The 25,548-nt window shown below is 71.6% G+C and carries 28 protein-coding genes; 15 read left to right on the top strand and 13 right to left on the bottom strand.

The annotated features are described in order from the left end of the window. Nucleotides 1-72 precede the first annotated feature (72 nt). The 6 genes from ACFVS8_RS14180 (at nt 73) to ACFVS8_RS14205 (ending at nt 5,422) form a co-directional block, all read left to right on the top strand. A complete protein-coding gene (locus ACFVS8_RS14180) occupies nt 73-894 on the top strand; it encodes an ABC transporter ATP-binding protein (protein WP_387063381.1) in 822 nt (273 codons plus the stop codon). Further along, a complete protein-coding gene (locus tag ACFVS8_RS14185) occupies nt 891-1,622 on the top strand; it encodes an ABC transporter ATP-binding protein (RefSeq protein ID WP_387063383.1) in 732 nt (243 codons plus the stop codon). The genes ACFVS8_RS14180 and ACFVS8_RS14185 overlap by 4 nt, the downstream gene beginning before the upstream one ends. Next, complete coding sequence (locus ACFVS8_RS14190) at nt 1,622-2,500, top strand: branched-chain amino acid ABC transporter permease (protein WP_387063386.1); 879 nt, start codon at nt 1,622-1,624, stop codon at nt 2,498-2,500. Before ACFVS8_RS14185 ends, ACFVS8_RS14190 begins: the two co-directional genes overlap by 1 nt. After that, entirely contained in the window at nt 2,497-3,600 is a 1,104-nt protein-coding gene (locus ACFVS8_RS14195) for a branched-chain amino acid ABC transporter permease (RefSeq protein ID WP_387063389.1), read from the top strand. The genes ACFVS8_RS14190 and ACFVS8_RS14195 overlap by 4 nt, the downstream gene beginning before the upstream one ends. 5 nt (nt 3,601-3,605) lie before the next feature. Further along, complete coding sequence (locus ACFVS8_RS14200) at nt 3,606-4,883, top strand: ABC transporter substrate-binding protein (protein WP_387063391.1); 1,278 nt, start codon at nt 3,606-3,608, stop codon at nt 4,881-4,883. Nucleotides 4,884-5,059: 176 nt separating this feature from the next. Next, nucleotides 5,060-5,422, top strand: a complete 363-nt coding sequence (locus ACFVS8_RS14205; protein WP_387063394.1) for a nuclear transport factor 2 family protein — start codon at nt 5,060-5,062, stop codon at nt 5,420-5,422. Nucleotides 5,423-5,586: 164 nt separating this feature from the next. On the opposite strand, the gene ACFVS8_RS14210 is transcribed toward ACFVS8_RS14205, so the two are convergent. Continuing rightward, a complete protein-coding gene (locus ACFVS8_RS14210; protein WP_387063397.1) occupies nt 5,587-6,081 on the bottom strand; it encodes an SRPBCC domain-containing protein in 495 nt (164 codons plus the stop codon). A 103-nt stretch (nt 6,082-6,184) separates the two neighbouring features. Here ACFVS8_RS14210 and ACFVS8_RS14215 point away from each other — a divergent pair, with 103 nt between their 5' ends. The 3 genes from ACFVS8_RS14215 (at nt 6,185) to ACFVS8_RS14225 (ending at nt 8,013) form a co-directional block, all read left to right on the top strand. Then, nucleotides 6,185-6,658 carry a winged helix-turn-helix transcriptional regulator gene (locus ACFVS8_RS14215; protein WP_387063400.1) on the top strand — a complete coding sequence of 158 codons (474 nt, stop codon included), beginning with the start codon at nt 6,185-6,187 and terminating at the stop codon, nt 6,656-6,658. Between the two features lie 82 nt (nt 6,659-6,740). Further along, complete coding sequence (locus tag ACFVS8_RS14220; RefSeq protein WP_387063403.1) at nt 6,741-7,655, top strand: serine/threonine-protein kinase; 915 nt, start codon at nt 6,741-6,743, stop codon at nt 7,653-7,655. A gap of 40 nt (nt 7,656-7,695) precedes the next feature. Further along, nucleotides 7,696-8,013, top strand: coding sequence for an ATP-dependent DNA ligase (locus tag ACFVS8_RS14225; RefSeq protein ID WP_387063406.1), 318 nt, complete (start codon nt 7,696-7,698; stop codon nt 8,011-8,013). Between the two features lie 10 nt (nt 8,014-8,023). Here ACFVS8_RS14225 and ACFVS8_RS14230 read toward each other — a convergent pair whose 3' ends face one another. Then, complete coding sequence (locus ACFVS8_RS14230) at nt 8,024-8,347, bottom strand: ATP-dependent DNA ligase (protein ID WP_387063409.1); 324 nt, start codon at nt 8,345-8,347, stop codon at nt 8,024-8,026. A 164-nt stretch (nt 8,348-8,511) separates the two neighbouring features. On the opposite strand from ACFVS8_RS14230, the gene ACFVS8_RS14235 reads away from it, so the two are divergent. After that, nucleotides 8,512-9,285, top strand: a complete 774-nt coding sequence (locus tag ACFVS8_RS14235; RefSeq protein ID WP_387063412.1) for an EAL domain-containing protein — start codon at nt 8,512-8,514, stop codon at nt 9,283-9,285. A 46-nt stretch (nt 9,286-9,331) separates the two neighbouring features. Here ACFVS8_RS14235 and ACFVS8_RS14240 read toward each other — a convergent pair whose 3' ends face one another. Continuing rightward, the gene (locus tag ACFVS8_RS14240; RefSeq protein WP_387063414.1) at nt 9,332-9,598 is read right to left on the bottom strand and encodes a hypothetical protein; all 267 of its coding nucleotides are present in this window, start codon (nt 9,596-9,598) and stop codon (nt 9,332-9,334) included. Between the two features lie 41 nt (nt 9,599-9,639). Between ACFVS8_RS14240 and ACFVS8_RS14245 the strand changes: the two genes are divergently transcribed. After that, on the top strand, nt 9,640-9,927 hold the full coding sequence (locus ACFVS8_RS14245) for a hypothetical protein (protein ID WP_387063416.1): 288 nt from the start codon (nt 9,640-9,642) through the stop codon (nt 9,925-9,927). 32 nt (nt 9,928-9,959) lie between these two features. Here the strand turns inward: ACFVS8_RS14245 and ACFVS8_RS14250 are convergent, their stop codons facing one another. After that, the gene (locus ACFVS8_RS14250; protein ID WP_387063418.1) at nt 9,960-11,888 is read right to left on the bottom strand and encodes a diguanylate cyclase; all 1,929 of its coding nucleotides are present in this window, start codon (nt 11,886-11,888) and stop codon (nt 9,960-9,962) included. Nucleotides 11,889-12,084: 196 nt separating this feature from the next. Here ACFVS8_RS14250 and ACFVS8_RS14255 point away from each other — a divergent pair, with 196 nt between their 5' ends. Then, nucleotides 12,085-12,411 (top strand): hypothetical protein, encoded by a 327-nt coding sequence (locus ACFVS8_RS14255; protein WP_387063421.1) that lies wholly within the window; start codon nt 12,085-12,087, stop codon nt 12,409-12,411. 153 nt (nt 12,412-12,564) lie between these two features. Here the strand turns inward: ACFVS8_RS14255 and ACFVS8_RS14260 are convergent, their stop codons facing one another. The 5 genes from ACFVS8_RS14260 to ACFVS8_RS14280 all read right to left on the bottom strand — a co-directional run bounded on the left by ACFVS8_RS14260 (nt 12,565) and on the right by ACFVS8_RS14280 (nt 17,925). Next, on the bottom strand, nt 12,565-14,175 hold the full coding sequence (locus ACFVS8_RS14260) for an AMP-binding protein (protein ID WP_387063423.1): 1,611 nt from the start codon (nt 14,173-14,175) through the stop codon (nt 12,565-12,567). 62 nt (nt 14,176-14,237) lie between these two features. Further along, complete coding sequence (locus tag ACFVS8_RS14265; RefSeq protein ID WP_387063424.1) at nt 14,238-15,446, bottom strand: acyl-CoA dehydrogenase family protein; 1,209 nt, start codon at nt 15,444-15,446, stop codon at nt 14,238-14,240. A gap of 2 nt (nt 15,447-15,448) precedes the next feature. Then, nucleotides 15,449-16,513: a phosphotransferase family protein gene (locus ACFVS8_RS14270; RefSeq protein WP_387063425.1), complete on the bottom strand. Its 1,065-nt coding sequence runs from the start codon at nt 16,511-16,513 to the stop codon at nt 15,449-15,451. Nucleotides 16,514-16,744: 231 nt separating this feature from the next. After that, a complete protein-coding gene (locus ACFVS8_RS14275; protein ID WP_387063428.1) occupies nt 16,745-17,182 on the bottom strand; it encodes an acyl-CoA thioesterase in 438 nt (145 codons plus the stop codon). Next, nucleotides 17,179-17,925 carry a QsdR family transcriptional regulator gene (locus ACFVS8_RS14280; RefSeq protein ID WP_387063430.1) on the bottom strand — a complete coding sequence of 249 codons (747 nt, stop codon included), beginning with the start codon at nt 17,923-17,925 and terminating at the stop codon, nt 17,179-17,181. Before ACFVS8_RS14280 ends, ACFVS8_RS14275 begins: the two co-directional genes overlap by 4 nt. 89 nt (nt 17,926-18,014) lie before the next feature. Here ACFVS8_RS14280 and ACFVS8_RS14285 point away from each other — a divergent pair, with 89 nt between their 5' ends. Next, complete coding sequence (locus ACFVS8_RS14285; RefSeq protein ID WP_387063433.1) at nt 18,015-19,271, top strand: acyl-CoA dehydrogenase family protein; 1,257 nt, start codon at nt 18,015-18,017, stop codon at nt 19,269-19,271. 142 nt (nt 19,272-19,413) lie between these two features. Further along, on the top strand, nt 19,414-20,652 hold the full coding sequence (locus ACFVS8_RS14290; RefSeq protein WP_387063436.1) for an acetyl-CoA C-acetyltransferase: 1,239 nt from the start codon (nt 19,414-19,416) through the stop codon (nt 20,650-20,652). A 223-nt stretch (nt 20,653-20,875) separates the two neighbouring features. Here ACFVS8_RS14290 and ACFVS8_RS14295 read toward each other — a convergent pair whose 3' ends face one another. Then, a complete protein-coding gene (locus tag ACFVS8_RS14295; RefSeq protein ID WP_387063439.1) occupies nt 20,876-21,721 on the bottom strand; it encodes a helix-turn-helix transcriptional regulator in 846 nt (281 codons plus the stop codon). Nucleotides 21,722-21,822: 101 nt separating this feature from the next. Here ACFVS8_RS14295 and ACFVS8_RS14300 point away from each other — a divergent pair, with 101 nt between their 5' ends. Next, nucleotides 21,823-22,521 (top strand): SDR family NAD(P)-dependent oxidoreductase, encoded by a 699-nt coding sequence (locus ACFVS8_RS14300; protein ID WP_387063442.1) that lies wholly within the window; start codon nt 21,823-21,825, stop codon nt 22,519-22,521. Between the two features lie 278 nt (nt 22,522-22,799). Here the strand turns inward: ACFVS8_RS14300 and ACFVS8_RS14305 are convergent, their stop codons facing one another. The 3 genes from ACFVS8_RS14305 to ACFVS8_RS14315 are packed head-to-tail and all read right to left on the bottom strand — an operon-like array spanning nt 22,800 to nt 25,452. Next, nucleotides 22,800-23,324, bottom strand: a complete 525-nt coding sequence (locus ACFVS8_RS14305; RefSeq protein WP_387063445.1) for a MaoC family dehydratase — start codon at nt 23,322-23,324, stop codon at nt 22,800-22,802. Beyond that, nucleotides 23,321-24,070, bottom strand: a complete 750-nt coding sequence (locus ACFVS8_RS14310) for an SDR family oxidoreductase (protein ID WP_387063447.1) — start codon at nt 24,068-24,070, stop codon at nt 23,321-23,323. Before ACFVS8_RS14310 ends, ACFVS8_RS14305 begins: the two co-directional genes overlap by 4 nt. Next, on the bottom strand, nt 24,067-25,452 hold the full coding sequence (locus ACFVS8_RS14315; RefSeq protein WP_387063450.1) for an alcohol dehydrogenase catalytic domain-containing protein: 1,386 nt from the start codon (nt 25,450-25,452) through the stop codon (nt 24,067-24,069). The genes ACFVS8_RS14310 and ACFVS8_RS14315 overlap by 4 nt, the downstream gene beginning before the upstream one ends. Nucleotides 25,453-25,548 lie beyond the last annotated feature (96 nt).

Raw genomic sequence — 25,548 nt, forward strand, 5'->3', positions numbered from 1 at the left:
GGCATACCGTCTGGTCGGTATCTGTTGTACAGTGGGCCGTGCCAACGACGGCCACGACACGAAGAGGTGCCGATGAACCACACGCCGACCGGCGCCGATCCGGGTTCGAACCCCGGGCCCGCGCCCGCATCCGCCACTGCGCCCACTGCCGAACCCGCTGCCGCCCCACGCCTTCGGGTCGACGGCCTGACCGTGCGATTCGGCGGGCTGACCGCGCTCGACGACGTCTCGTTCGAGGTCGGCGCCGGCGAGGTCGTCGCCCTCATCGGCCCGAACGGTGCGGGCAAGACGACCGTGTTCAACGCGGTGTGCGGGCTCGTGCGACGCGCGTCGGGCTCCATCGAGCTCGACGGCTCGACCGCGCCGCGCCGCCCGGTCGGCCTGGTCGCCCGGGGCGCGGCCCGCACGCTCCAGGGCCTCGGGCTGTTCGACTCGATGACGGCCATCGAGAACGCGCTCGTACCCCTCGCGGCCGGTCCCGTCGGCGGGGGGCGGTCGGAAGTCGAGCGGATGTCTCGGGCGACCGCGTGCCTCGACCGGCTCGGCATCGCCCACCTCGCCTCGCGGCCGGTCGCCGCCCTGCCCTACCCCGAGCGCAAGCGCGTCGCGCTGGCCCGGGCGCTCGTGACGGAGCCGTCGCTGCTGCTGCTCGACGAGCCGGCGGGCGGGCTCGGCGAAGACGACATCGACGCCCTCGCCGCCGTCGTGCGCGAGGTCGCGGCATCCGGATGCTCGGTACTGCTCGTCGAGCACCACGTGGACTTCGTGATGGGCGTCGCCGACCGCATCGTCGTGCTCGACTTCGGCCGGGTGATCGCCGCGGGCGCGCCCGACGAGGTGCGTGCCGACCCGAAGGTCGAAGAGGCCTACCTCGGAATCGAGCCGGCGGCATGATCCCGCAGACGGCGGGCGGCACGCTGGAGCTCGACGGTCTCACGGTCGGCTACGGCGGCGCTCCGGTGCTGCGCGACGTGCGCCTGAGCGTGCCGGCCGGTTCCATCGTCGCGCTGCTCGGCGCGAACGGCGCGGGCAAGACCACGCTGCTGCGCACCGTTTCGGGGCTCGTGCCCGCGGCATCCGGGCGCATCGTGTTCGACGGCGACGACCTCTCGGGGGTTGCCGTCGAAGACCGGGCCCGCCGCGGACTCGCGCAGGTGCCCGAGGGGCGCAGCGTCGTGGCCGAGTTGACCGTCGACGAGAACCTGCGGCTCGGCGGCCTGCAGCGCTTCCGCGGGCGACGGCTCACCGCCGCGGTCGACGAGATGTACGCCATGTTCGAGCCCCTCGCGCGTCGTCGGCGCGCGGCCGGCCACCAGCTCTCGGGCGGTGAACGCCAGATGCTCGCGCTCGGTCGCGCGATCATCGCCGAACCGCGCGTGCTGCTGCTCGACGAGCCCTCGCTCGGCCTCGCCCCGCGCATCGTCGCGCAGATCATGACCGTGCTGCGCACCCTGTGCGACGAGCGCGGCCTCACCGTGCTGCTCGCCGAGCAGAACGTGACGAGCGCGCTCGCCGTCGCCGACCACGGGGTCGTGCTGAACCTCGGCGAGGTCGTCGCCGACCGCCCGGCCGCCGACCTGCGCACCGACACCGCCCTCCGCCACGCCTACCTGGGATTCTGATGGACCGCCTCCTCTTCCTGCTCGCCACCGGCCTCGCCCGCGGCGCAGTCTTCGCACTGTTCGCCCTCTCGCTGGTGCTCATCTGGCGCGCCGCACGGGTGGTGAACTTCGCCCAGGGCGCCATGGCCGTCGTCGCGGTCTACGTGGCCTTCGCGGTGACCGGCCTCACCGGCTCCTACTGGATCGGCCTCGCGAGCGCGCTCGCCGCGGGCGGGCTGATGGGCCTCGCCGTCGAGCGCGGGGTCATGCGGTTCGCGAGGCATGCCTCCCCGCTGTCGGGGGTCATCATCGCGATCGGCGTCGTGATGGTGCTGCAGTCGGCGCTCGGCATCGCGTTCGGCCCGGAGGCCCGACCGATGGAGGCGCCGTTCCCCGAGACGCCGATCGTGGTCGGCGGGGTGCCGATCTTCTCGCCCTACGACCTGTTCGTGCTCCTGCTCGCGGTCGGGCTCATGGGCGTGCTCGCGCTGCTCTTCACGCGCACGTCGCTCGGCCTGCAACTGCGGGCCTCGGCGTTCGCGCCCGAGGTGTCGCGGCTGCTCGGCGTGCGCGTGACGCGCATGGTCACGGCAGGATGGGTGCTCGCCTCGGCGGTCGCGGCGCTCGCCGCGCTGCTGCTCGTGCCGACCGAGCTCGGACTCACCCCGCACTCGGCCGACATGCTCTTCGTCTCGGCGTTCACGGTCGCCGTCGTCGGCGGACTCGACTCCCCGCCCGGCGCGCTCGTGGGCGGCCTGGCGGTCGGGGTGCTCATCAGCCTCGTGACCGGGTACCTCGGCGCGACGGTCGCCCCCATCGCCGTGCTCGTGCTGCTCGTGGGCGTGCTGCTGGTGCGCCCCGGCGGACTCTTCGCCGCGACCGAGGCGAGGACCGCATGACCACGCGGCGCCTGCTGCTCACCGCACTCGTGCTCACGCTCGTCGCGATCGGGGCGACGTTCCTGCTCGACCCGTACCGCAACTACCAGTTCGCGCTCATCGCGGCGACGTTCTGCGCCACCGCGGGCCTCACGCTGCTCATCGGCCTCACCGGTCAGCTCTCGCTCGGGCACGCCGCGCTCATGGCGGCCGGCGGGTACGGCTACGCCCTCACGGCGAACGCGCTGACCGAGGCCGGGGTCGACGGCGTGCCGAGGTTCGTGGTCTCGCTCGCGGCGGCGGCCGCGGCATCCGCCCTGCTCGGGCTGCTGCTCGGCCTCGCCGCCGCACGGCTCAAGGGGCCGTACCTGTCGGGCGTCACGCTCGTGCTCGTGATCGCGCTGCCGGCGTTCACCGCGGTGTTCTCGGGCGTGTTCCGCGGCGACCAGGGCGTGCAGATCGCGTACGACGGGGTGCCCGAGGCGCTGCGCATGCTCATCGTCGTCGAGCAGTGGCAGGCGTGGGTCGCGATCCTCGTCGCGGCGCTGGTCGTCACCTGGCTGGCCGTGCTGCGCAATGGTCGGGCGGGCCTGCGCATGCGCGCGGTCCGCGACGACGAGACCGCGGCCCGCCTGCAGGGCGTGCGCGCCGGCCGCGTCAAGGTGCTCGCCTTCACCGCGAGCTCGATCTCGGCCGGGGCAGGCGGCGCGGTGCTGTGTTTCGTCACCCAGTCGGTCAGCCCAGGCGCCTACACGCTCGCGTTCTCGCTGCTGCTCGTGGTCGCCGTCGTCATCGGCGGACTCGGCAGCCTGCTCGGCGCCTTCCTCGGCTCGGTCGTGATCGTGATGCTGCCGTGGCTGATCCAGACCGCGACCGGCGCGCTCGACCTCTCGGCCGACGCGGCGCAGCGCCTCACGGGCAACCTGCCCGTGCTCGTGTTCGGCGTGCTGCTCATCGTCGTGACCGCGGCATGGCCCGGCGGCATCCGAGGGGCGCTCCCGAAGCGGATGCCGCGGCGCACCGCCCGCCCACGGCAGGCCGCGCCCGCACCGGTCGACACGACTCCCGAGACCCGCACCACCCCCGCAGCAGAACCCATCCCCACCACACCAGAGAGGTGAACACCATGTCCCATGCACCAACTCGCACCGTCGCGGCGCTCGCCGCGGCATCCGCCATGCTCCTCGCGATGAGCGCGTGCAGCACCCCGAGCGCCGGCGACCCGGCCGAGGCCGCCCCCGGCGTCACCGACGACACCGTGACGATCGGCACCCACCAGCCGCTGACCGGCCCGGCCGCCGCCGGATACTCGTCGATCTCGGCGGCGACGACGGCGTACTTCGCCTACCTCAACGAGCAGGGCGGCGTGAACGGCCGCACCATCGAGTACCTCGTGAAGGACGACGGCTACAACCCGGCGAACACGCAGACCGTCGTGCGCGAGCTCGTGCAGGACGACGAGGTCTTCGCGATCCTGAACGGCCTCGGCACGCCGACGCACACCTCGGTGCTCGACTACCTCAACCAGAACGAGGTGCCCGACCTGTTCGTGGCGTCGGGCTCGACGAGCTGGAACCAGCCCGAGGAGTACCCGTGGACCTTCGGGTTCAACGCCGACTACGTGACCGAGGCCGAGGCGCTCGCGCAGTACGCCGACGACGAGTTCGCGGGCAAGAGCGTCTGCGTGCTCGGGCAGGACGACGACTTCGGCGACGAGTTCATCGAGGGCCTCGAGAACGTGCTCGGCGAGGGCTCGCTCGCGAGCGTGCAGCGCTACTCCGTCTCGAACCAGGACGTCGTCGCCCAGATCGGCGCCATGCAGGCCGCCGGTTGCGAGGTCAACATGCTCGCCACGGTGAACGGCTTCACGGCGCTCGCCATCGGCACGGCCGCCAAGCTCGGCTACCAGGCGCAGTGGATGTCGTCATCGTCGGGCGGCGACTACGTGACGCTCGCCGGATTCCTCGGCGACGCCGCCCCGCTGCTGCTCGAGGGCTTCGTCACGACCAACTACCTGCCGTACGCCCCCGGCAACGAGTGGGACGACCTGTTCCGCCAGATCAACGACGAGTACAACGACGGCGCGCCCTTCGACGGCAACACGGTGTTCGGCATGTCGGTCGGCTACCTCTTCGCCGAGGCGCTCGCCGCCGCCGGCGAGAACCCGACCCGCCAGGGCATCGTCGATGCGATCACGTCGGGCGACCTCGTCGGCAACGGCCTGCTGCCGCTCGCGTTCGGCCCCGACAGCCACGCCGCCTACCAGGGCGTCTCGATCTCGACCGTCACGAGCGGCGTGCAGGACTTCATCGGCGTGACCTACGTCAGCGATGGAGACGGCGGCGTCGAGCCCTTCACCGGCGACGCCGTGCCGCTCGAGAACGACGGCGTCCCCACGTCGTGATCGCCCGGCACTGAACGAAGGATGCCCCGGGCCGACCAGGTCCGGGGCATCCGTCGTTCGAACCGTCGGCGCATCACGCGTGCCGCACCGGCGGATCAGGGTTCGCGGCGGGGAATACCGCGCCACCTCGCAGTGCTGAGGATGTCACCGGATCACGTGGATCGATTGGATGACGGATGATCAGCATCTCGGAACTGCTCGCGGCCAACCTGCATGACGTGTTCGGCAATCGGGACGCCGCCACCAGGCGCGAAGCGATCGAGCGGGTCTACACGGACGACGTCGTCTTCACGGATCCCGAGGGCACCGTGCGCGGGCGCTCGGCCGTCGAGGACAAGGCTGCTTCGCTCCTCGCCGGGGCCCCGGGCGACTTCGTGTTCGCCGAGGACGGGGCACGGTACCTCGGTGACGACGTCGGCGCGCTCGCCTGGGCGTTCGGCCCGGTCGACGCGCCGGTCGTGCGGGGCATCGACGTCATCACGGTCGTCGACGGGCGCATCTCGAGCGTGCGCACGTTCTTCGCGGAGCCCGTGGCGTAGTCGCGGACCTGCCGCTCACGCCCGGGCCGGCCGGGTTCGATCAGACCGAGGTGGCGGTGGCGCAGTCGGTGCGGCGTTCGCGTCGGGTCAAGATGATGGCGACGATCACGGCTGTGATGCCGATGACCGGTCCGAGGCTGCCGAACGCGCTGGTGGTGGCCGAGTCAGGCGTAGATCGCGACGAGCTTGTCGAGGGACTCCTCGAGGCCCTGCTTCGAGAGTGCGAGCTGCTCGAGGTCGGTGTAGCCGAGTTCGGTAACGGTGAGCCGTGTGGCGTCGTCGCCGATCGACTCGAACGTGATGACGTGCCGCACGTCGCGGGGGATGCCCGCGGCCCCGATGGTCGCGGGGTCGATCGTGGCGCCGTGCTCGTCGGCGATGTTGTGGACGAACTCGAGGCGGTGCGGTTCGTCGACGAGCGTGTACGCCCAGGTGCTGTACATCGCCGGGAACCCCCAGTCGGGGGCGCTCATGCATACGAGGGACGTGCCGCCGACACGCACGTCGAGCTCGGCGACCGTGCAGGTGAAGCCGTTCGGACCCCACCAGCGGAGCACGTGGTCGCGTTCGGTCCACGACTTCCACGCCGCCTCGATGGGGGCGGGGATGTCGCGGCTCACGACGAGGTCGTGCGTCTCGGGCCGGGTCGTGTCGTTCATGGTGGCTCCTCCGCTGCGGGCCGCGGCCGCGGCATCCATTTCACTTCGATGATCGAAGCGTATGTCACTACGATGATCAAAGTCAATGCCGTAGACTCGACGCATGAAGCGAGCCGAAGGGCGGTCGACCTGCCCTACCAACTTCACCGTCGAGACCTTCGGCGACAGCTGGTCGCTGCTGATCTTGCGCGACCTGCTCGCGCTCGGCAAGCACGCCTTCGGGGAGTTCCTGCGGTCGGAGGAGCGCATCGGCCCGAGCGTGCTCGCCGACCGCCTCGCCCGCCTCGAGCGCAGCGGAATCCTCGTGCGCACCCCGAACGAGACGGATGCCCGCAAGGTCACCTACTCGGCGACGGAGCGCGGCATCGCGGCGATCCCACTCCTGTATGAGGCGGCGCGATGGGGCATGGGCGGCGTTCCCGTCGAGGAGGACGATCCGTGGGAGGCGGTCATGGCGATGGACCGCGACGACGTGCTCGACGCGTGGCAGCGGGCCGTGCGCGAGGGTGGCTCGCTGTTCGGAGGTTCGGAGAGCGCGTTCGCGCGGCTGAGCGCCGGGGCGCGCTCGATCGCGTGACGGCGCGGCGCGAATCATAAAGGCGAATCGCGATCGTGGCCACCGCCTGCACGCGATTGCGCCCGAACATACGGTGGAGGGTATGGACACTGCCCCTTCGAGCGCGCCCCGTCCCGCGTTCTCGGCACCACTCCTGCTCGACCGCTATCGGCCGCTCGCGCGGATCGGGCGCGGCGGCATGGGTCTCGTCTTCCGGGGGCGCGACGAATACCTCGGCCGCGACGTCGCCATCAAGGTGTTCGGCGGTGGAAACGACGAGCACGTCGAGATGTATCGCGCCGAACTGCGCATGCTCGCCTCGCTCAGCCACCACGGTGTCGTGTCGATCATCGACGCCGGCGTCGACACCTCATCACCCGACGACCCGCGTCCGTTCCTCGTGATGCAGCTCGTGCGGGGCACCACCGTCCACGACCGCTTGGCCGAACGGCCCATCTCGCCGCGCGAGATCGGCGAGATCGGCTACGAGGTGGCCGAGGCCCTCGAGTACATCCACGCGCAGAACGTGATCCACCGTGACATCACGCCATCGAACATCATGGTCGTGAACTACGGTACGGAGCACTCGCGAGAGCGCGCGATGCTCACCGACTTCGGGATCGCGGTCGAGGCCGCAGAAACCGGCTTCCAATCCGAGTACATCACCGGAACCGCGCCGTACCTGAGCCCCGAGCAGGTGAACAACGAGCCGCTCACGACGGCGTCCGACATCTACTCCCTCGGCCTCGTGCTGCTCGAGTGCTTCACCCGGACGAGGGCCTTCCCCGGTGCCCCCGTCCCCTCGGCCATGGCCCGACTCGCCGGCGGTCCCGAGATGCCGGCAGAACTCGTTCCCGAGCCGTGGCGGTCCCTCCTCCAGCGGATGACGGCGGCAGAGCCGCACCGACGCCCCACCGCGGCAGGGCTCGGTTCGGAGATCCGATCGGTGCTTCGGGACATCCGCTCGCCGCAGCGTGGGGAGCGCCGGTCGCGTCGTCCGGGTCGCAGCGCCCCGTGATCGAGTACGGAATACCGGGCGCGGATGGCATGCTGATGCGGTGGGCATACTGACCTATCGTTTCATCCGCACCGTCGAGATCGAGGACCGCTCGCTCGCGCATCTCCGGAACGTGATCCACTCGAAGCTCCGCCGCGGCGAGTCCTTCGCGTTCTCATGGGAGGTCTCGGTCGATCGCGGCAGCGGCAGGAACTCGATCTGGCTCGGGCCCGACATCCCGATCGTCTTCGAGTTCTTCGACGCCCGCGAGATCCCGCTCAACTCGCGATGGCTCCGTGAGCTCGCCCGTTCGGCGAACTCGCCGTCCGGCCTCGTGCTCACGCCGGAGCCCGCCGCGCCCGCGTCGCCCGAAGGGTGATCGGAAGCAGTCAGGACCCGGGCTCGAGACCGGCTTCCGTCGGCTCCGGCACCACGGTCAGGCCGCCTGCGGAGTTCGCCGATCGGTTCAACGCCTGCACCCAGGCGGTGTTCAGGCGCGGCGCCCGCCCGCCGAAGTACTCGAACGCGACCGGGATCCCGGGGGACAGCCACACCGAGGTCCGACCGAAGCCGCTCGAGCTCGAGGACTCCGTCCACGTGAACGCGAACGGTTCGCCTCGGCGGAGCTTCGCCCAGATCGCCGCCTGCAGGTGGGCGAGCACGCGGTCGTCGAAGGAGACGACCAGCTTGGAGTCGTAGGTGAGTGTTCCCATCAGGGGAAGGATAGCGCTCGGCGGAAACCCCTGCGGTTCCGTACGCAGTCGCACGCGGACCGGCGTTCGCTCGTCGGGCGCCCGTCCGAAGTGCGCACAATACACCGCTCCCCTGAGATTGAGGCAACGTTGCACGGGAGCCACGACGGCGCGATTCTGGACGGGTGAACGATCGCACCCCGCATGCTGAGAACTCGGCCGAAGATCTCCGGCGCGCCGTCCTGCGGGGTGAGCTCGTGCCCTACTTCCAGCCCGAGTACGATCTCGCATCCGGACGACCGGTGGTGTTCGAAGCGCTCTCGCGGTGGCTGCATCCCGATCGCGGACTGGTCATGCCCGATCGGTTCATCGAGGTCGCCGAACGCACCGGACTGATCGCCGAGTTGGGCCGGAGCATCCTGGAACAGGCGGGCCGACTCGTCGTCGACTGGCACCGTCGGGGTCGACGCATCGGACTCGCCGTGAACGTGTCCCCTTCGCAGCTGCGCCCGGAGTTCGCGTCGACGATGGTGGAGTTCGTTCGCGAACTCGGGCTCCCCGCTCGAACGGTGACGGCTGAGATCACCGAGACTCCAGCGCTCAGTGAGACCTGCGAGGAGATCGAGACCCTGCATGCGCTCATCGCCGGCGGCGTCGGCGTCTCGGTCGACGACTTCGGGGCCGGCTTCACCTCGATCGAAGCGCTCGGTCGGATGCCGTTCACCGAGGTGAAGATCGACCGCTCGCTCATGCGGACGGCGGATCCCGAGCACGATGCGCTGGTACTGGAGGCGGTCGAAGTCGCCCGGGACCGCCGTGCGATCGTGGTCGCCGAGGGAATCGAGACCGCGAAGGACCTCGACCGCGCGAGGTCGTGGGGCTGCGACCGCGGACAGGGGTACTTCTTCTCGCCGGCGGTGCCGGCCGACGAGGTCGAGCGGCTGCTCGCCGCGGTCTAGGCCGTTCCGCGCCGGGAGGTGTGGGAGCCGAGCAGCGCGCCGGGCGTCAGAGGACGATCTCGTCGCCCGTGGAGCCTGCCGCCTTGTCCTGGTCGCGGTCGGCGAGATCGCCTCCGACATCGATCTGGGACCAGGTCACGGGCATCCCGGGGGAGAAGAGGATGTCGATGCCCGGGCCGCCTCGCAGCGGCGGGATGTTGACGTATCCGCCCCCTGCGCGGATCGCCTCGAGCACCTGCTGCTTCAACTCGGTCACGGGGTCGGGCAGGAAGTAGTCGCGGCCGTCAACGGTCAGTCGGTGCACAAGGGTCACCGGAACAGGCTACCCCCAGCTTCCCCCTAAGATCGGAACCGATGGGATACCTTCACTACGGCTCTCCGCCGGCCTCATTCGCGATCCCCGATCGCACGCTCGCGCACCTCGAATTCGTGGTGCTCGCGAAGCTGCGCCGCAAGGAAGCGTTCGCGCTCTCGATCGACGGAGACGGTGAGAGCCGCCAGCAGATGTGGATCAACCCCTCGTCCGTGCTCCGGTTCGAGTTCGACGGCGCTCCGGGCGACATCAACCGGCTCTGGCTCGAGGAACTGATCGACTCGGCGAACGGCGCCGCGGGAATGCGGATCACGCCCGAACCCCGGTGAGCACGGCTCGGAAGCACCGAGTCGGGCGCCTGTCAGCGCGAGACGCGGTTCCGGCCGGCGTGCTTCGCCCGGTACATCGCCGCGTCCGCCGCCTCGAGGAGGCCCCCACGCGGCGAACCGGGCTCGGCGACCACCACGCCGCATGATGCGGTGATGGAGATCCACCCGCGGTTCGTCGAGATCGGCAGCGCGACGGCCTGCACGAGGCGCTCGGCGATCGCCCCGACATCCTGACCCACGATGCCGTCGAGCAGCACCACGAACTCGTCACCGCCGAGCCGCACGACGTCATCGTGCTCTCGTGAGGACTCGACGAGGCGCCGGGCGACCTCGAGGATGACCGCGTCGCCCGCGTCGTGCCCGTGCGTGTCATTCACGTTCTTGAAGTCATCGAGGTCCACGAACAGCATCGCCTTGCCGCCCTCGCCGACCGGCCCGCGGGTCGCGAGCCGCTCGACGAGGTATCGACGGTTGTACAGGCCCGTCAGCGCATCGCGCATCGCGAGCTCGGCCAGCTTCGCCTCGGCGCGCCGCTGGAGGGCGATCTCGAGCTCGTGGGCGAGTTCGGCCGTCTCCTCGATCACGGTGCCCCAGGGTGCGCTGCGGTCGCGCACCGTGCGCCTCCATGCGGCGAACGAGGTGCGCGGTGACAGCCCGTCCTGCCGATTCGCCCCACCCGGGTCGCCGAGCCATGAGATCTCGTGAGCGACCTCCCCGCGGAAGAAGACCAACGCGTCGCCGGTGTCGGCCAAGGGGACGACGAGAAGTCCGGCGACGCCGGGGAGCAGGTCGGCCATGTCGGGTCGATCGGTGCGAAGGCATTCCGACGCGAACGGAGCGTCGCCCGCACGATCGAGCACCCGCAGGATCGCCGCGAGCGGCGGAACCTCGCCCTTCATCCTCGCGGTGCCGCCGATGCGGACGAGCACGCCGTCAGCGGGGACGAGATCGAGCACGCTGACCGAGCCCGCCAGCAGGGCGGAGTGGATGTCGTCGGACGCGTACAGCGGTGCCAGCAGCTCGGCTCGCCTGGCTCGCACATCGACCATGTGCTGGAGCCTGCTGATCTCCCGCATCGACGTGAGCTGCAGGGCGACCTGTCCGGCCAAGACCTCGAGGGCGCGGCGCAGCAGCACCGGCAGGCGTCGTTCGCGGCGATCCGCGCAGGTGATCATTCCGGTGAGCCGCCCGTTCTCGACGATCGAGAGCGAGAAGGTGGACGCCTGCCCCATGTTGCGCATGTACTGCAGGTGATACGGCGAGACGCTGCGCAGTTCGGCATCGGACAGGTCGATCGTGCGGGGGTCATCGGCGAGTGACAGCAGCGGGATGCCCGGCTTCTCGGTGCTGGCGATCGTGCGACCGATCTTGGAGATGTACAGCGCGCGTGCCTGGGTGGGGATGTCGGATGCCGGGAAGTGGAGCCCGAGGTACGGATCGAGGTCGGCGGCGCGTTCGTCGGCGACGACCTCGCCATGGCCGTCGTCGTGGAACTGGTAGATCATGACCCGATCGAATCCGGTGATCTCCCGGATGTCCGCTGCGACGGTCTGCCGGAGTTCTGGTTCGGTCGTCGCGCGCGAGGCCCTGATGATGGCGCCGACGACCGCGGTGCGCGCGTACTCATCGCCTTCCGGCAGGGGCTCGACCTCGACGATGGTCAGCCCGTCGGCTCGATGGACGATCGCATCGGAGACGACCCCGTTCCACGTGATCCGAACCGGATCGACGGCCCGACCGGTCCGCACCGCGTGCTCGAGCTCGTCGTTCCCGATCTCGCCGACGCGGTGCCCCAGCCAGTCGCCCGCATTCGCGCTCGCGACCGCGATGACGCCCGACAGGTCGACGCCGAGGAGAACGCCATGGGCCTGGATCGAGCCGGGGGTGCGGATCGGCTCCTTCGCACACTCGGCGAGCCTGCGGAGCTCGTCAGGGTCCAAGGCGAGTTCGGCCGGATCCACGACTGCTCCTTTTGCCGGTGGGGGTTCGGGGGGACCGGCGCGCCAAGCGTACTCCACGCGTGCCGACGATCCGGATCCGCTCGACGAGCCCCGTGCCGGCCCCGTGCCCGGTCGTCCGGGTTGCACGTCCCGCACGCTGCTGTCAAGGCCCGATCCGCCGACCGTCGAGACCCGATCATTGATCCGGAGGTTTGGAATGCTCACGAAGGAACAGCGCTTGGTCTGGGAACCGCTCGCGCCGGGAAGCTGGCGGCTCTGCGATCCCCGGTACGCCGAGGGCGAGGTCCAGAGACTCGTCGCGTACGTGGAACGGAGCGCAGGCGGCGGGTTCGAAGCGGTGTGGATCAGCCGGCTCGCGGTCCCCTCGTGGCATGCGTCCCGGACCGAGGTGCTGCGCGAAGCCCATCGGATCTCGGGGCTCGACGCCCGGGCCGCGCGCAAGGGTGCGCGGAGAAGCGAGGGGCTCTCGTCGTCGACCCGACCCGACCGGCATTGCGTGCCGGCATCGACTTCGCCGGGCTGACCAGGGCAGACGACCGGCGATTCGGGGGGACCGAGACGGATGGCCCCGGCCCCCGAGGGGCGGGGCCGTCCGCGCCCGCACGCGTGACCCGAGGGCCGTGCACGAGGGGCTCGACGCACGCGCCGCCATCACGGAGCGCAACCCGACCGCGCGTCACCGTGCCCCGTGCGCCGGCACCGTCGAGTACTGCTCGACGAGCTGGCGCTTCAGCACCTTGCCGCTGCCGCCGAGGGGCAGTGCGTCGACGACGTGCACGGTGCGCGGGTACTTGTAGGCGGCGATGCGCTCCTTCGTGAAGACGACGAGGGCATCGGCATCCACCTCGTGCCCGTCGAGGGCGACCACCGCGGCGTGCACCTCCTGGCCGTGGGTGTCGTCGGCGACGCCGAAGACGGCGGCCATGGCGACATCCGGATGCCGCATCATCACGGCTTCGACCTCGGTCGGGTACACGTTGTAGCCGTTGCGCACGATCATGTCCTTCTTGCGGTCGACGATCGTGATGATGCCGTCGACGATCGTGCCGAGGTCGCCCGTGCGGAACCAGCCGTCGATCACGGCTTCGGCGGATGCGTCGGGCCGCCCGAGGTAGCCCTTGAAGAGGTTGTGGCCGCGCACGACGATCTCGCCGAGGGCGCCTGGCTCGTCGACGAACGCGATGCGCCCCTCGACCTCGGAGTCGGCGATGGCCGCGTCGATGCCCCAGTACGTGCGCCCGACGGTGCCGGGTCGGATGGGTTCGCCGACCATGTTGAACGACACCGTGGGGGAGGTCTCGGTGAGGCCGTAGCCCTCGTGCACCTCGGCGCCGTAGGCGCGCTCGAAGGCCTCGAGCAGCGCGACGGGCAGGGCGGCTCCGCCCGAGACCGCGTACCGCAGCGGCGGCGTCGCGTCGGCGCGGGCGGCCGCCTCGACCATGCCCACGAACATCGTCGGCACGGCGGTGAACACGGTAGCGCCGTGAGTGTTCATGAGGGCGAGCGCCTCGTCGGGGTCGAACTTCGGCAGCAGGATGATCGAGGCGCCCTTGCGGAATGCGATGTTCATGACTGCGGTCTGCCCGAACGTGTGGAACAGCGGCAGCCCGCCGAACACGACGTCGTCGGCGCGCATGTCGAACGCGTCGATGAGGGCGCAGTGCACCTGCTCGACGATCGCGAGGTGCGACCCGACGGCGCCCTTCGGCGTGCCCGTGGTGCCGCTCGTGTAGAGGATCGTCGCGGCATCCGTCGGGCGCACCGAGACGTGGCGTTCGATGGGGTCGGATGCCGCGGCCTCCGCCTCGAGCCGCGGCAGGTCGGGCCCGCCGGCCTCGACGGGCGGCGTGAGCACGGTGACCAGTGCCACTCCCGCGCGCGTCGCGGCGGGCACCGCCTCGCCCAGCAGCGGACCGGCGGCCACGAGCACGTCGGCGCCGGAGTCGCGCAGCACGTACTCGATCTCCTCGGCCTTGAAGAGCAGGTGCACGGGCACGACGACCGCGCCGAGCGCGAGCGCGCCGTAGTAGACACGGGCGAAGTCGGGCACGTTGGGCACGAGCATCGCGACGCGGTCGCCCCGGCCGATGCCCCGATCGCGCAGGGCGCCCGCGTACGCGCGGGCCTCGGCCCAGAGCGTGCCGTAGTCGATCGTGCTGCCCATGAAGTGCAGGGCGGGGCGCGCCGGCGTGCGGCGGGCGGACTCGGCGAGCATGCTCGCGACTGAGAGCGTGCCGAAGCCGGGGCCGTCGACGGCCGGGTCGGCCGCGTGGGGGTGCGGGGTCATCTGGGAGTTCCTTTCATCGTCGTTGATGGTGCGGGGTTCGTGATGCCGGCGCCGGCCCGGGCTCAGCGCCGCGGCCTCAGCTCCGCGCGCCCGAGGGCGTTCAGGTGCACCTCGTCGGGGCCGTCGGCGAGGCGGAGCACCCGGGCGCCGGCGAACATCTCGGCGAGCGGCACGTCGCCCGAGACGCCCGCGCCGCCGAAGACCTGGATCGCGCGGTCGAGGATCTGCTGCACCGCGCGGGGCACGGCGATCTTGATCGCCTGGATCTCGGTCATGGCCTGCCTGTTGCCGACCGTGTCCATGAGCCACGCGGTCTTCAGCACGAGCAGCCGGAGCGCCTCGACCTGGATGCGGGACTCGGCGACCCACTCGCGCACGACGCCCTGCTCGGCGAGCGTGCGGCCGAACGCGTGACGGGTGTTCGCGCGCTCGTGCACGAGCGACAGCGCCCGCTCGGCCATGCCGATGGCCCGCATGCAGTGGTGGATTCGGCCCGGTCCGAGCCGGGCCTGCGCGATCGCGAACCCGTCGCCCTCGGCGGCGATGAGGTTCGTCGCGGGCACGCGCACGTCGTCGAACACGATCTCGGCGTGGCCGCCGTGGTCGCGGTCGTCGTAGCCGAACACGGTGAGCGGCCGCACGATCGTCACGCCGGGGGTGTCGCGCGGCACGAGGATCATCGACTGCTGCCGGTGCCGTTCGGCGTCGGGGTCGGTCTGACCCATGACGATGAAGATCTTCGCGTCGGGGTTCATCGCGCCCGTCGACCACCACTTGCGACCCGTGATCACGTAGTGGTCGCCGTCGCGGCGGATGCGCGTGGCGATGTTCGTGGCGTCGCTCGACGCGACATCGGGCTCGGTCATGCAGAACGCCGAGCGGATGCCGCCCTCGAGCAGCGGGTCGAGCCACTCGCGCTGCTGCTCGGGCGTGCCGAAGTCGGCGAGCACCTCCATGTTGCCCGTGTCGGGGGCGGCGCAGTTGAACGCGACGGGTGCGAGCTTCTGCGACCAGCCCGTGCGCTCGGCGAGGGGGGCGTACTGCACGTTCGTGAGTCCGGCGCCGCGCTCGCCGGGGAGGAACAGGTTCCAGAGCCCCTCGGCGCGGGCGGCGTCGCGGAGCTCGTGCACGACCGGGCGCAGGTTCCACTCGCCGGGGGTCGCGGCGAGCTGTTCCTCGAGCACGGGCTCGGCCGGGATCGCCCGCTCGTGCACGAACCGCTCGACGCGGTCGATGAGGTCGAGCGTGCGTGCGTCGTGGCTGAACTCCATCGTCAGACTCCCGTGGTCGTGTGGCTGAGGCCGGTGCTCGCGAGCGGTTCGACGAGCTGGCCGATGCGGTCGAAGCCGTCGCCGAGGGTCTGCCCCTGGCGGTAGCGGTAGTGGATGCCCTCGAGGATCACCGCGAGCTTGTAGGCCGCGAACGCGCGATACCAGGTGAGGTCGGGGGTGCGGATGCCGGCGGCCAGCGCGTAGTGGTCGACGAGCTCGTCGAACTCGGGGTAGCCGGCGGCGGGGTCGACGGCGCTGCGCGTGAGGCCGACCGCGTCGGGCGCGAGCGACGCGATGTTCCAGTACATGCCGAGCATGCCGAGGTCGACGAGCGGGTCGCCGAGCGTCGCCATCTCCCAGTCGAGGATCGCCGCGATGCGCGGCGCGTCGGCGGGCCCGTCGATGATCGCGTTGTCGAGGCGGTAGTCGCCGTGCACGATGCCGCTGCGCACGTCGGCGGCTGGCGGCATCCGTTCTTCGAGTCGCTGCTGCAGGCGGTCGAGCTCGGGCAGGTCGCGGCTGCGGGATGCCTCGAGCTGACGTCGCCAGGTGCGCAGCTGCCGGTCGAGGTAGCCGTCGGGGCGCCCGAAGTCGCCGAGGCCGACGGATGCCGCGTCGAGCGTGTGCAGTCGCGCGAGCGTCGCGGCGAACTCGAGTCCGAGCCCGTGCAGGCCGCTCGGGGTGTAGTCGGCGTTCTGCCTCGGGCTCGCCAGCACGACGCCCTCGACGACGCGCATGACGAAGAACGAGGTGCCGGTGACCGCGCCCGCGGCGGTGTCGTCGACGAGGTCGACGGCGGGCGGCACGGGCACGCCCGAGCCCGCGAGCGCGCTGATCACGCGGTGCTCGCGGCCCATGTCGTGCGCGCTCGCGAGCACGTGGCCGAGCGGGGGGCGGCGCACGATGAGCGGGTGGGCGGTGCCGTCGACGCGGTAGGTGAGGTTGCTGCGGCCGCCGGCGATGAGCGTGGCCCGCAGGTCGCCGCCTGGCGGCCCCGCGAGTTCGGGGTGCGCCTGCGCGAGCCAGTCGGAGAAGCCCGCGAGGTTCAGCCCTGGGGTGTCGGTCATCGTCGATCGCCTTCCTGCACCGCCACCGGTGCCTGCACCGTCGTGGTGCGCGCACCGCTCACGGTGCCGCCGGGATGGTCGTCGACCGGCCCGGTTCCAGCAGCATACCGCGCGGTCGGTATGTTCGCGAACCCGTGCTGCCGAGGCATCCGTCCGGCACGGTCGATGCGTCGTTCGCGGTGGCGTTCGCGGTGGCGTTCGCGGTGACGATCGCCGCGCCCGCGGCAGGGCTCAGTCGAGCAGCCGTGCCTCGATCTCGGCGCGGATGTCGCCCGGGATCGGTACCGGGCGCCGCGTCGCCGCGTCGACGAAGACGTGCACGAACCGCCCTTCGGCGATCGACTCGGCCTCGCCCGCCCGATGGATGCCGAGCGACCAGGTGATGCTCGACGTTCCGAGCCGCTCGACGCCGATCGCGACCTCGAGCGGCTCGGGGAACGACGCCGACGCGCGGAACTCGCAGCTCGACGACACCACGAGCCCGATCGGGGCCTCGCCGTGCGGGTCGAGGCCCGCGTGCTCGATCATCCACGTGTTCACGGCCGTGTCCATGGCCTCGTAGTAGACGGTGTTGTTCACGTGGCCGTACTGATCGTTGTCGTTCCAGCGGGTCGTGAACGGGCGCCGGTCGGGGCGGTGGGGTGCGGATGCCGCGGGCTCGCCGGTCATGACGCCGAAGCCCCCGCCGTGGCATCCGGGCCGGCATCCGACCCCGCTCCCGACCCGGTGTCGGGCGCGGCTCCCGGCTCGGCTCCCGGCTCGACGGCCAGGTCGGCCCGCAGCAGGATGCGGAACGCGCGCCGCGCCCGCGCCTCGCTCGGGGTGTCGCCCGCGATGAGGTCGGCGTAGGTGAACGACTCCGAGACGCGCACGAGCAGGTACGCGAGCTCGTCGGGGCTGATCGCGCCGTCGAGCGGCCGTTCGCCGAGCTCGCGCACGACGAGCCAGCGCGCCGTCGCGACGTACCGCCGCTGGATCTCGCTCTCGGTGGTCGTGAGCAGGCGCAGCGCGCGGGCGGGCTCGCGGCGCAGGAAGTCGCGGAAGTAGTCGGCGCTGATCAGCGCGCCCGCGAAGCTCGAGAGCTGCTCGGCCACGCGCTCTGGCCCGTGCAGCTGCTCGGTCGCGTGCTCCGAGAGCACGAGGGTCGGCACGGCGAGCGACCACAGCACCTCCGAGAGCAGGGCGTCGCGGTTGCCCACCCAGCGGAACAGCGAGGTGCGGTCGACGCCGAGCCTCGTCGCGAGCGCGCCCATGTCGATGCGGCGGCCCTCGATGAAGGTCTCGCGGGCGAGTTCGAAGGCGCGCACGGCATCGGCGTGCGATCCGTCGGCCAGGCGCTCCGACAGCCAGGAGGGTGCGGCGCGAAGCCCCACCTCGGCGATCTCGTGGCGCGTCTCGGTCGTCGTCGGCATGCCGGAACTCTACTCGCCCGCCACGATTCACATGCAACATTCTGGAAAATGATGCATAGTGGTCGTGTTCACCGACGAACGGAGAAGCGATGACGCTCACGATCCCCTCGCAGTCCGACGCTGCGACGCACGCCGATGCCCTCGCCGAGGTCGCGCCCGCCTCGGTGCTCGACGCGGACTTCTACGGCTTCCAGCAGCGGCTCACCCCGACCGAGCAGGCCTCGGTCGCCGAGATCCGCGACTACCTCGAGCGCGAGGTGCGCCCCGGCGCCGACGACCGATGGGAGGCGACGACGAGCCCGCGGCACCTCATCCCGGGCTTCGCAGACCTCGGCCTGTTCGGCTCGGGCATCCCCGAGGTCGCCCACTTCGAGAACTCCGCCGTCTACCGCGGGTGGATCGCCCTCGAGATCGCGCGCGTCGATCCGTCCACCGCGACCTTCATCGGCGTGCACTCCGGTCTCGCGATGAACGCGATCGCCGTCGGCGGCTCGCCCGAGCAGCAGGCCGAGTGGCTCGCGCCCATGGCGCGCGGCGAGCTCATCGGCGCCTTCGGCCTCACCGAGCCGCTGCACGGGTCCGACACCGCGAAGGGCCTCGAGACCACGGCGACCCGTCGCACGACCGCCGACGGAACCGACGGGTGGGTGCTGAACGGCGCCAAGCGCTGGATCGGCAACGCCACGTTCGCCGACGTCGTCGTCATCTGGGCGCGCGACACCGCCGACGACCAGGTCAAGGGCTTCCTCGTGCGCCAGCCCGCCACGGGCTTCACGGCTACGAAGATCGAGCGCAAGCAGTCGCTCCGCGCCGTCGAGAACGCCGACATCGTGCTCGAAGACGTGGTCGTGCCCGAGTCCGACCGGCTTCAGCAGATCCACGGGTTCCGCGACGTCGCCATCGTGCTCCGCCTCACCCGGGCGGATGTCGCGTGGCAGGCGATCGGCGTCGCCGTCGGCGCCTACGAGGCCGCCCTCGCGTACTCGAAGACCCGCCTGCAGTTCGGCAAGCCGATCGCGTCGTTCCAGCTCGTGCAGCAGAAGCTCGCCGACTCGCTCGCCGACATCACCGCGTCGATCGCGCTCTGCGTGCGCGTCAGCGAGATGCTCGACGAAGACGCCCAGAAGGACCACCACTCGGCCATGGCCAAGGCGTTCGCGACGAAGAAGATGCGCGAGGTCGTCGCCCGCAGCCGCGAGCTCATGGGCGGCAACGGCATCCAGCTCGACCACGGCGCGGCCAGGTTCTTCGCCGACGCCGAGGCCGTGTACACGTTCGAGGGCACCTACGACATGAACACGCTCATCGTCGGCCGCGCCATCACGGGCATCGCCGCCTTCGTGTGAGCGAACGGATGCCGCGGCATCCGCCCCACCGGCTCGACCCCGCCAGCGACGCGCATCCCCGCGACACACGCACCCGTGCCCCGCACCCACGACACGACCGGCCGAGCCCCGACATCCGAACCACTCCCGAAAGGATCACCGCATGACCGAGGCGTACATCGTCGCCACCGCCCGCTCGCCCATCGGCCGCGCCCGCAAGGGGTCGCTCGCCGGCATCCGAGGAGACGACCTGACCGTGCAGATGGTCGAGGCCGCGCTCGCGAAGGTGCCCGCGCTCGACCCGGCGCGCGTCGAGGACCTGCTGCTCGGCACCGGCCAGCCCGGCGGTCAGCAGGGCATGAACCTGGCGCGCATCGTGGCCGTGCTGCTCGGCCTCGACGGGCTGCCGGGCACGACCGTGAACCGGTACTGCTCGTCGAGCCTGCAGACGACGCGCATGGCGTTCCATGCGATCAAGGCCGGCGAGGGGGACGTGTTCGTCTCGGCCGGCGTCGAGTCGGTCTCGAACATGGGCGTCGGCTCGAGCGATTACATCCCGGGCGCGAAGCTCACCAACCCGCGCTTCGACGAGGCCGAGGCTCGCACGCTGGCCCGCGCGACGGACGGGGCGGATGCCGCGGGCCTGCGCCCCTGGCACGACCCCCGTGCCGACGGGCTGCTGCCCGACGCGTACATCGCCATGGGGCAGACGGCCGAGAACGTCGCCGAGCTGAAGGGCGTCACCCGCGCCGAGCAGGACGCGTTCGCCGCCCGCAGCCAGCAGCGCGCCGAGGCCGCGATCGCGTCGGGGTTCTGGGCGAACGACATCACGCCCGTGAGCCTCGCCGACGGCACCGTCGCGTCGGCCGACGACGGGCCGCGCCCGGGCGTCACGCTCGAGGCGCTCGCCGGCCTCGACCCCGTGTTCCGCCCGGACGGCACCGTGACCGCGGGCAACTGCTGCCCGCTGAACGACGGCGCCGCCGCGGTGGTCGTCGTCAGCGACCGCATCGTCGACGAGCTCGGCCTGCAGCCGCTCGCCCGCATCGTGTCGACGGGCGTCAGCGGGCTCTCGCCCGAGATCATGGGCCTCGGGCCGGTCGAGGCGTCGCGCCGCGCGCTCGACCGCGCCGGGCTCTCGATCGACGACATCGACCTCGTCGAGCTCAACGAGGCGTTCGCCGCACAGGTGATCCCGTCGGCCCGCGAGCTCGGCATCGACGAGGAGCGCCTCAATGTACACGGCGGCGCGATCGCGGTCGGCCACCCCTTCGGCATGACCGGCGCCCGCATCACCTCGACGCTCATCAACGGCCTCGCCGCCACGGGCGGCCGCTACGGCCTCGAGACCATGTGCGTCGGCGGCGGCCAGGGCATGGCGCTGGTGCTCGAGCGCGTCTGACGCCGGGCGTGCCTGCCGCGTCGCCCGCGTCGATGCGTGCCTGAGGACGGTTCGCACTGTGAAGGACGGTTCGCACTGTGGAGGACGGTTCGCACAGTGGAGGACGGTTCGAGCCGTCCTCGCCGGTGCGAACCGTCCTCGTGCGCGCGGGCGCCGCGGCGCACGGTCGCGCGACGGGCGCTGGACGGTCAGAACAGGCGCCGTCCAGCGGCATCCGGAGTCCTCAGCGCATCGCGTTGATCGCCGCGATGCGGAGGAAGTCGAGCCGCTCGGCCGCGTCGGACCCCGCGGCTGCGGTGTAGACGACGATGCGCAGGTCGGTGCCCGTGACGCTGAACACGTCGCAGTCCACCTCGAACTCTCCGGCCAGTGCGCTGCGCACGATCTTCCGCTCGGACTGGTGCTCGCCGACGACGCCGCTGCTCCAGAGGGCCGCGAACCGTTCGCTCGAGTCCGACAGTTCGGCGACCAGCGCGTTCAGCCGGCGGTCCTCGGGGTAGCGGCCGTGCACGCGCCGCAGGTCGGCGACCAGGGAGACTTCGAACGCCTCGTCCTCCGGGGAGCCGGCGCCGCCGACGGCGCGCGGGCGGTACTGCTCCGACGGGGCGAATCGCGCGCGGAGCAGGTTGAACGGAAGCTCGGGCTCGCCGTGCACCGCCCCCCAGAGCTGGCTCCAGGTCACGAGGTCCCACGACGCGGTGAACACCGCGAGGGGGAGGTCGCCGAGCCTGGCGATGAGGCGCTGCACCCCCGGCGGGATGTGGGTCGGCACCTCGCCGGCCGACGGCGGCAGCAGGCCGGCCATCATGAACAGGTGATCGCGTTCGGCGACCGAGAGCTGGAGCGCCCGCGCCAACGAGGCCGCGACCTGCGCCGAGGGGCGCGTGGCCCGGCCCTGCTCGAGCCGCACGACGTAGTCGACGCTGAGGCCCGCGAGTGCCGCGAGCTCCTCGCGACGCAGGCCGACGGCCCGACGCGAACCGCTGTCGTGCAGCCCGACGTCGGTCGGGGCCAGTCGATCCCGCCAGGAGCGCAGCAGCACCCCGAGTTCACCACGTCCGTCGTCCACACGGTGATTCTGCCAGCGCGGGCGACACGCAGCGTGGTACTGCCGATCCCACCGTCGCGCCGGGCCACGACAGGGGCAGGCGAGGTGCTCAGACTCGGGACATGACCATCACACTGATCACCGGAGCCAATCGAGGGCTCGGATACGAAACCGCCCGCCGACTCATCGAGGCGGGCCACACCGTCTGGATGGGTGCGCGCGACGAACGACTGGGGCAGCAGGCCGCCGACGCGCTCGGCGGTCGGTTCGTGCAGCTCGACGTGACGAGCGACGACTCGGTCGCCTCGGCCGCCGAAACGATCGCGGCGAACGGCGGGCTCGACGTGCTCATCAACAACGCGGGCATCACGGGTCCGCAGCTCCCGGCCGAACAGCTCACTGCCGCCGATGCGACCGACGTGCTCGCCACCAACGTGGTGGGCATCGTGCGCACGACGAGCGCGTTCGTGCCCGTGCTCCGGGCCTCGAGCTCACCCCGCATCGTCAACGTGACGAGCGGCTTGGGCTCATTCGCCCTGGTCTACGACACGGAGCGCATCGAGTCGCAGTTCAGCGCACCGCTCTACCAGTCGTCGAAGTCGGCGGTCACGATGCTGACGCTCCAGTACGCTAGGGCGTACCCCGAGATGAGCATCACCGCGGTGGATCCCGGGTACACGGCGACCGGCCTGAACGGATTCACGGGTCCGCAGACGGTGTCCGAGGGCACGGACGCGATCGTGGAGCGGGTGCTCCACGACGGGTCGACCGGCGAGGAGTTCCCGGTGTTCGGCGACCGGCACGGGGCGCTGCCGTTCTGAGGCGGCTCGCTCGGCGGGCGGGCGGGCGCGAGCGCGGGCGCGAGTGCACCTGGGCCGGCACGACGGATGCCGCGGGCAGCGCCTGCCCGCGGCATCCGCCGTTCCGTCGTGCTGGGCGTGGGGCTGCGGCGCCGCGTGCCTGAGGACGGTTCGTGAGCAGGAGGACGGCGCGAACCGTCCTCACGGACGCGAACCGTCCTCACCGGCGCGAACCGTCCTCCTGCGCACGAACCGTCCTCACGCGTGAACGTCCTTGCGCGCGCCGGGGCGCACGGCGATCAGGCGGGCACGAGCAGCGTCACCCACTGCGCGACGAGTGCCGGCCGCTCGGAGCCCTCGATCTCGACCGTGAGGTCCTGCACGATGAGGATGCCCGTGCCGGTGCGCTCCGCCGAGGCGAGCGTGCCGACCGCGCGTACGCGCGAGCCGACGACGACCGGCTGCAGGAACCGCACCTTCTCGAAGCCGTAGTTCACGCCCATCGCGAGCCCGCCGACGTCGAGCAGCGGCGTCGCGAGCGCCGTGAGCAGCGAGAGCGTGAGGAATCCGTGGGCGATCGGGGCGCCGAACGGGCCTGCGGTGGCGCGTTCGATGTCGAGGTGGATCCACTGGTGGTCGTCGGTGGCGTCGGCGAAGCGTCGGATGCGCTCCTGGTCGATCTCGAACCACTCACCCGGGCCGAGCACGGTGCCGGCGGCGTCGAGCAGGTCGACCGGTGAGGCGAAGGCGGCCGGCCCGGTCGTGCTCGTCGTGCCCGCGGCATCCGTCGTGCCGGTGCTCCCGGCTGTCGTCTCGGTGCTCATGCCTTCGGCCCTCCGGCGACGTAGAGCACCTGGCCCGAGACGAACGAAGCGCCCACGGAGCAGAAGAACGAGACGGCGTCGGCGACATCCTCGGGTCTGCCCGGACGCCCGACCGGGATCTCCTTGGCCGCGCCCGCGAGGAAGTCCTCGAACGGCACACCCATGCGCTCGGCAGTCGCGCGCGTCATGTCGGTCTCGATGAAGCCGGGCGCGACGGCGTTGGCGGTCACGTTGTAGCGGCCGAGCTCGATCGCGAGGGTCTTCGTGAAGCCCTGCATGCCGGCTTTCGCGGCCGCGTAGTTCGCTTGACCGCGGTTGCCGAGCGCCGAGGTGCTCGACAGGTTCACGATGCGCCCCCACTTCGCCTCGACCTGGTGCGCCTGCACGGCCCGCGTCATCAGGAACGCACCGCGCAGGTGTACGCCGAGCACGGCGTCCCAGTCGTCGTCGGTCATCTTGAACAGCAGGTTGTCGCGCAGGATGCCGGCGTTGTTCACCAGGATCGTCGGTGCCCCGAGCTCGGCGGCCACGAGTGCGACCGCCTCGGCGACGGCCGCCGAGTCGGCGACGTTCGCCCCGACGGCGATCGCGCGACCTCCGTCGGCCTCGATCGCGGCGACGGTGTCGGCGCACGCGGCGGCGTCGAGGTCGAGCACGGCGACGGCGTTGCCGTCGGCCGCGAGCCTGCGGGCGGTGGCGGCTCCGATGCCGCGGGCGGCGCCGGTGACGATTGCGGTGCGGGTCATGCCTGGGTCCTTTCGTCGGTGATGTCGGTGATGTTCGTGATGTCGGGGTCTCGGTCGAAGGTGATGAGCTGCCGGAGCTCCCCGCCGGCGGCGAGGCGGTCCATGGCCGCGTCGAGCCCGTCGAGCCCGATGCGAGACGAGACGAGCCGTTCGAGGGGGAGGCGGCCCGTCCGCCACAGTTCCACGTAGCGCGGGATGTCGCGGGCCGGCACGGCCGAGCCGAGGTAGCTGCCGACCACGGTGCGGGCCTCGGCGGTCAGCTGCAGCGGCGAGACATCCGCCCTGGCGTCGGGCGCCGGAAGGCCGACCGTGACGGTCGTGCCGCCGGGGGCCGTGAGTGCGAGCGCGGTCTCGAAGGCGCGGGCCGAGCCGGCGGCCTCGATCACGAGGGGCGCCAGCGCCGCGGCATCCGTCGGACCGTTCGAGGCGGAGCGACCAGCTCGGGCGCCCGTCGTGGTGCTGCCGCGGGATGCCGCGGCTCCTGATTCCGCGGCCCCTGATTCCGCGGCCCCTGATTCCGCGACGACGGATGCAGCGGCGACGGCCTCGGCGGGGGTGTACGCCGCCGTCGCTCCGAGCTCGAGCGCGGTCGCGAGCTTGCCGGGCAGCGCGTCGACCCCGATCACCTCGTGGCCGAGGGCGACGGCCACGAGGAGTGCGGCCATGCCCACGCCGCCGAGGCCCACGATCGTGACGCGGGTGCCGGGGGCCGGGCGGCCGGCGTTGATGACCGCCCCGCCGCCCGTGAGCACGGCGCAGCCGAGCAGTGCCGCGATCTCGGCCGGCACGTCGTCGGCGACCGGCACCACCGACGTGCGGCTCACGACCGCGTGCGTCGCGAACGCCGAGACCCCGAGGTGGTGGTGCACGGGCTCATCGGCTCGGGCGGCGTCGTGGGTGCCGGTGGTTCCGGTGCGGGTGCCCCCGGTGCTCCGGGTGCCGCGGCCTGCGTCGGGCCCGTCGACGGGATTCGTGCTCGTCCGCCGCAACCGGATGCCGCCGCCGACGAGTGCGCCCGCGCCGTTGGCCGCCGTTCCGACGCGGCAGGGCAGGCGCCCGTCGGTCGCGCATTCGGGGCACTCGCCGCAGCGCGGCAGGAAGGTCATGACCACGCGCGTGCCGATGGGCACGTCAACGACGCCGTCGCCGAGCGACTCGACGATGCCCGCGGCCTCGTGGCCCAGGAGCATGGGGGTGGGGCGGCGACGGTTGCCGTCGACCACGCTGAGGTCGGAGTGGCAGACGCCCGCCGCCTCGATGCGCACGAGCAGCTCGCCGGGCCCGGGCGGGTCGAGTTCCAGCGTGCCGACCGTGAACGGGCGCGACTCGCCGAACGGCGGTTCGGCGCCCGAGACCTCGAGCACGGCTCCGGTGATCTGCATGCGCGTCCTCCTCGACGTGCTCGATTGTTCACGGCCTGGCCGTGCTCGGCCCACTCGGTGGGCCAGCCCGGTGCCGCGCGTGACAAGCATACCGAC

Origin of the sequence: Agromyces sp. NPDC058110 (assembly GCF_042884735.1) — a bacterium.
Classification (GTDB): Bacteria; Actinomycetota; Actinomycetes; order Actinomycetales; family Microbacteriaceae; genus Agromyces.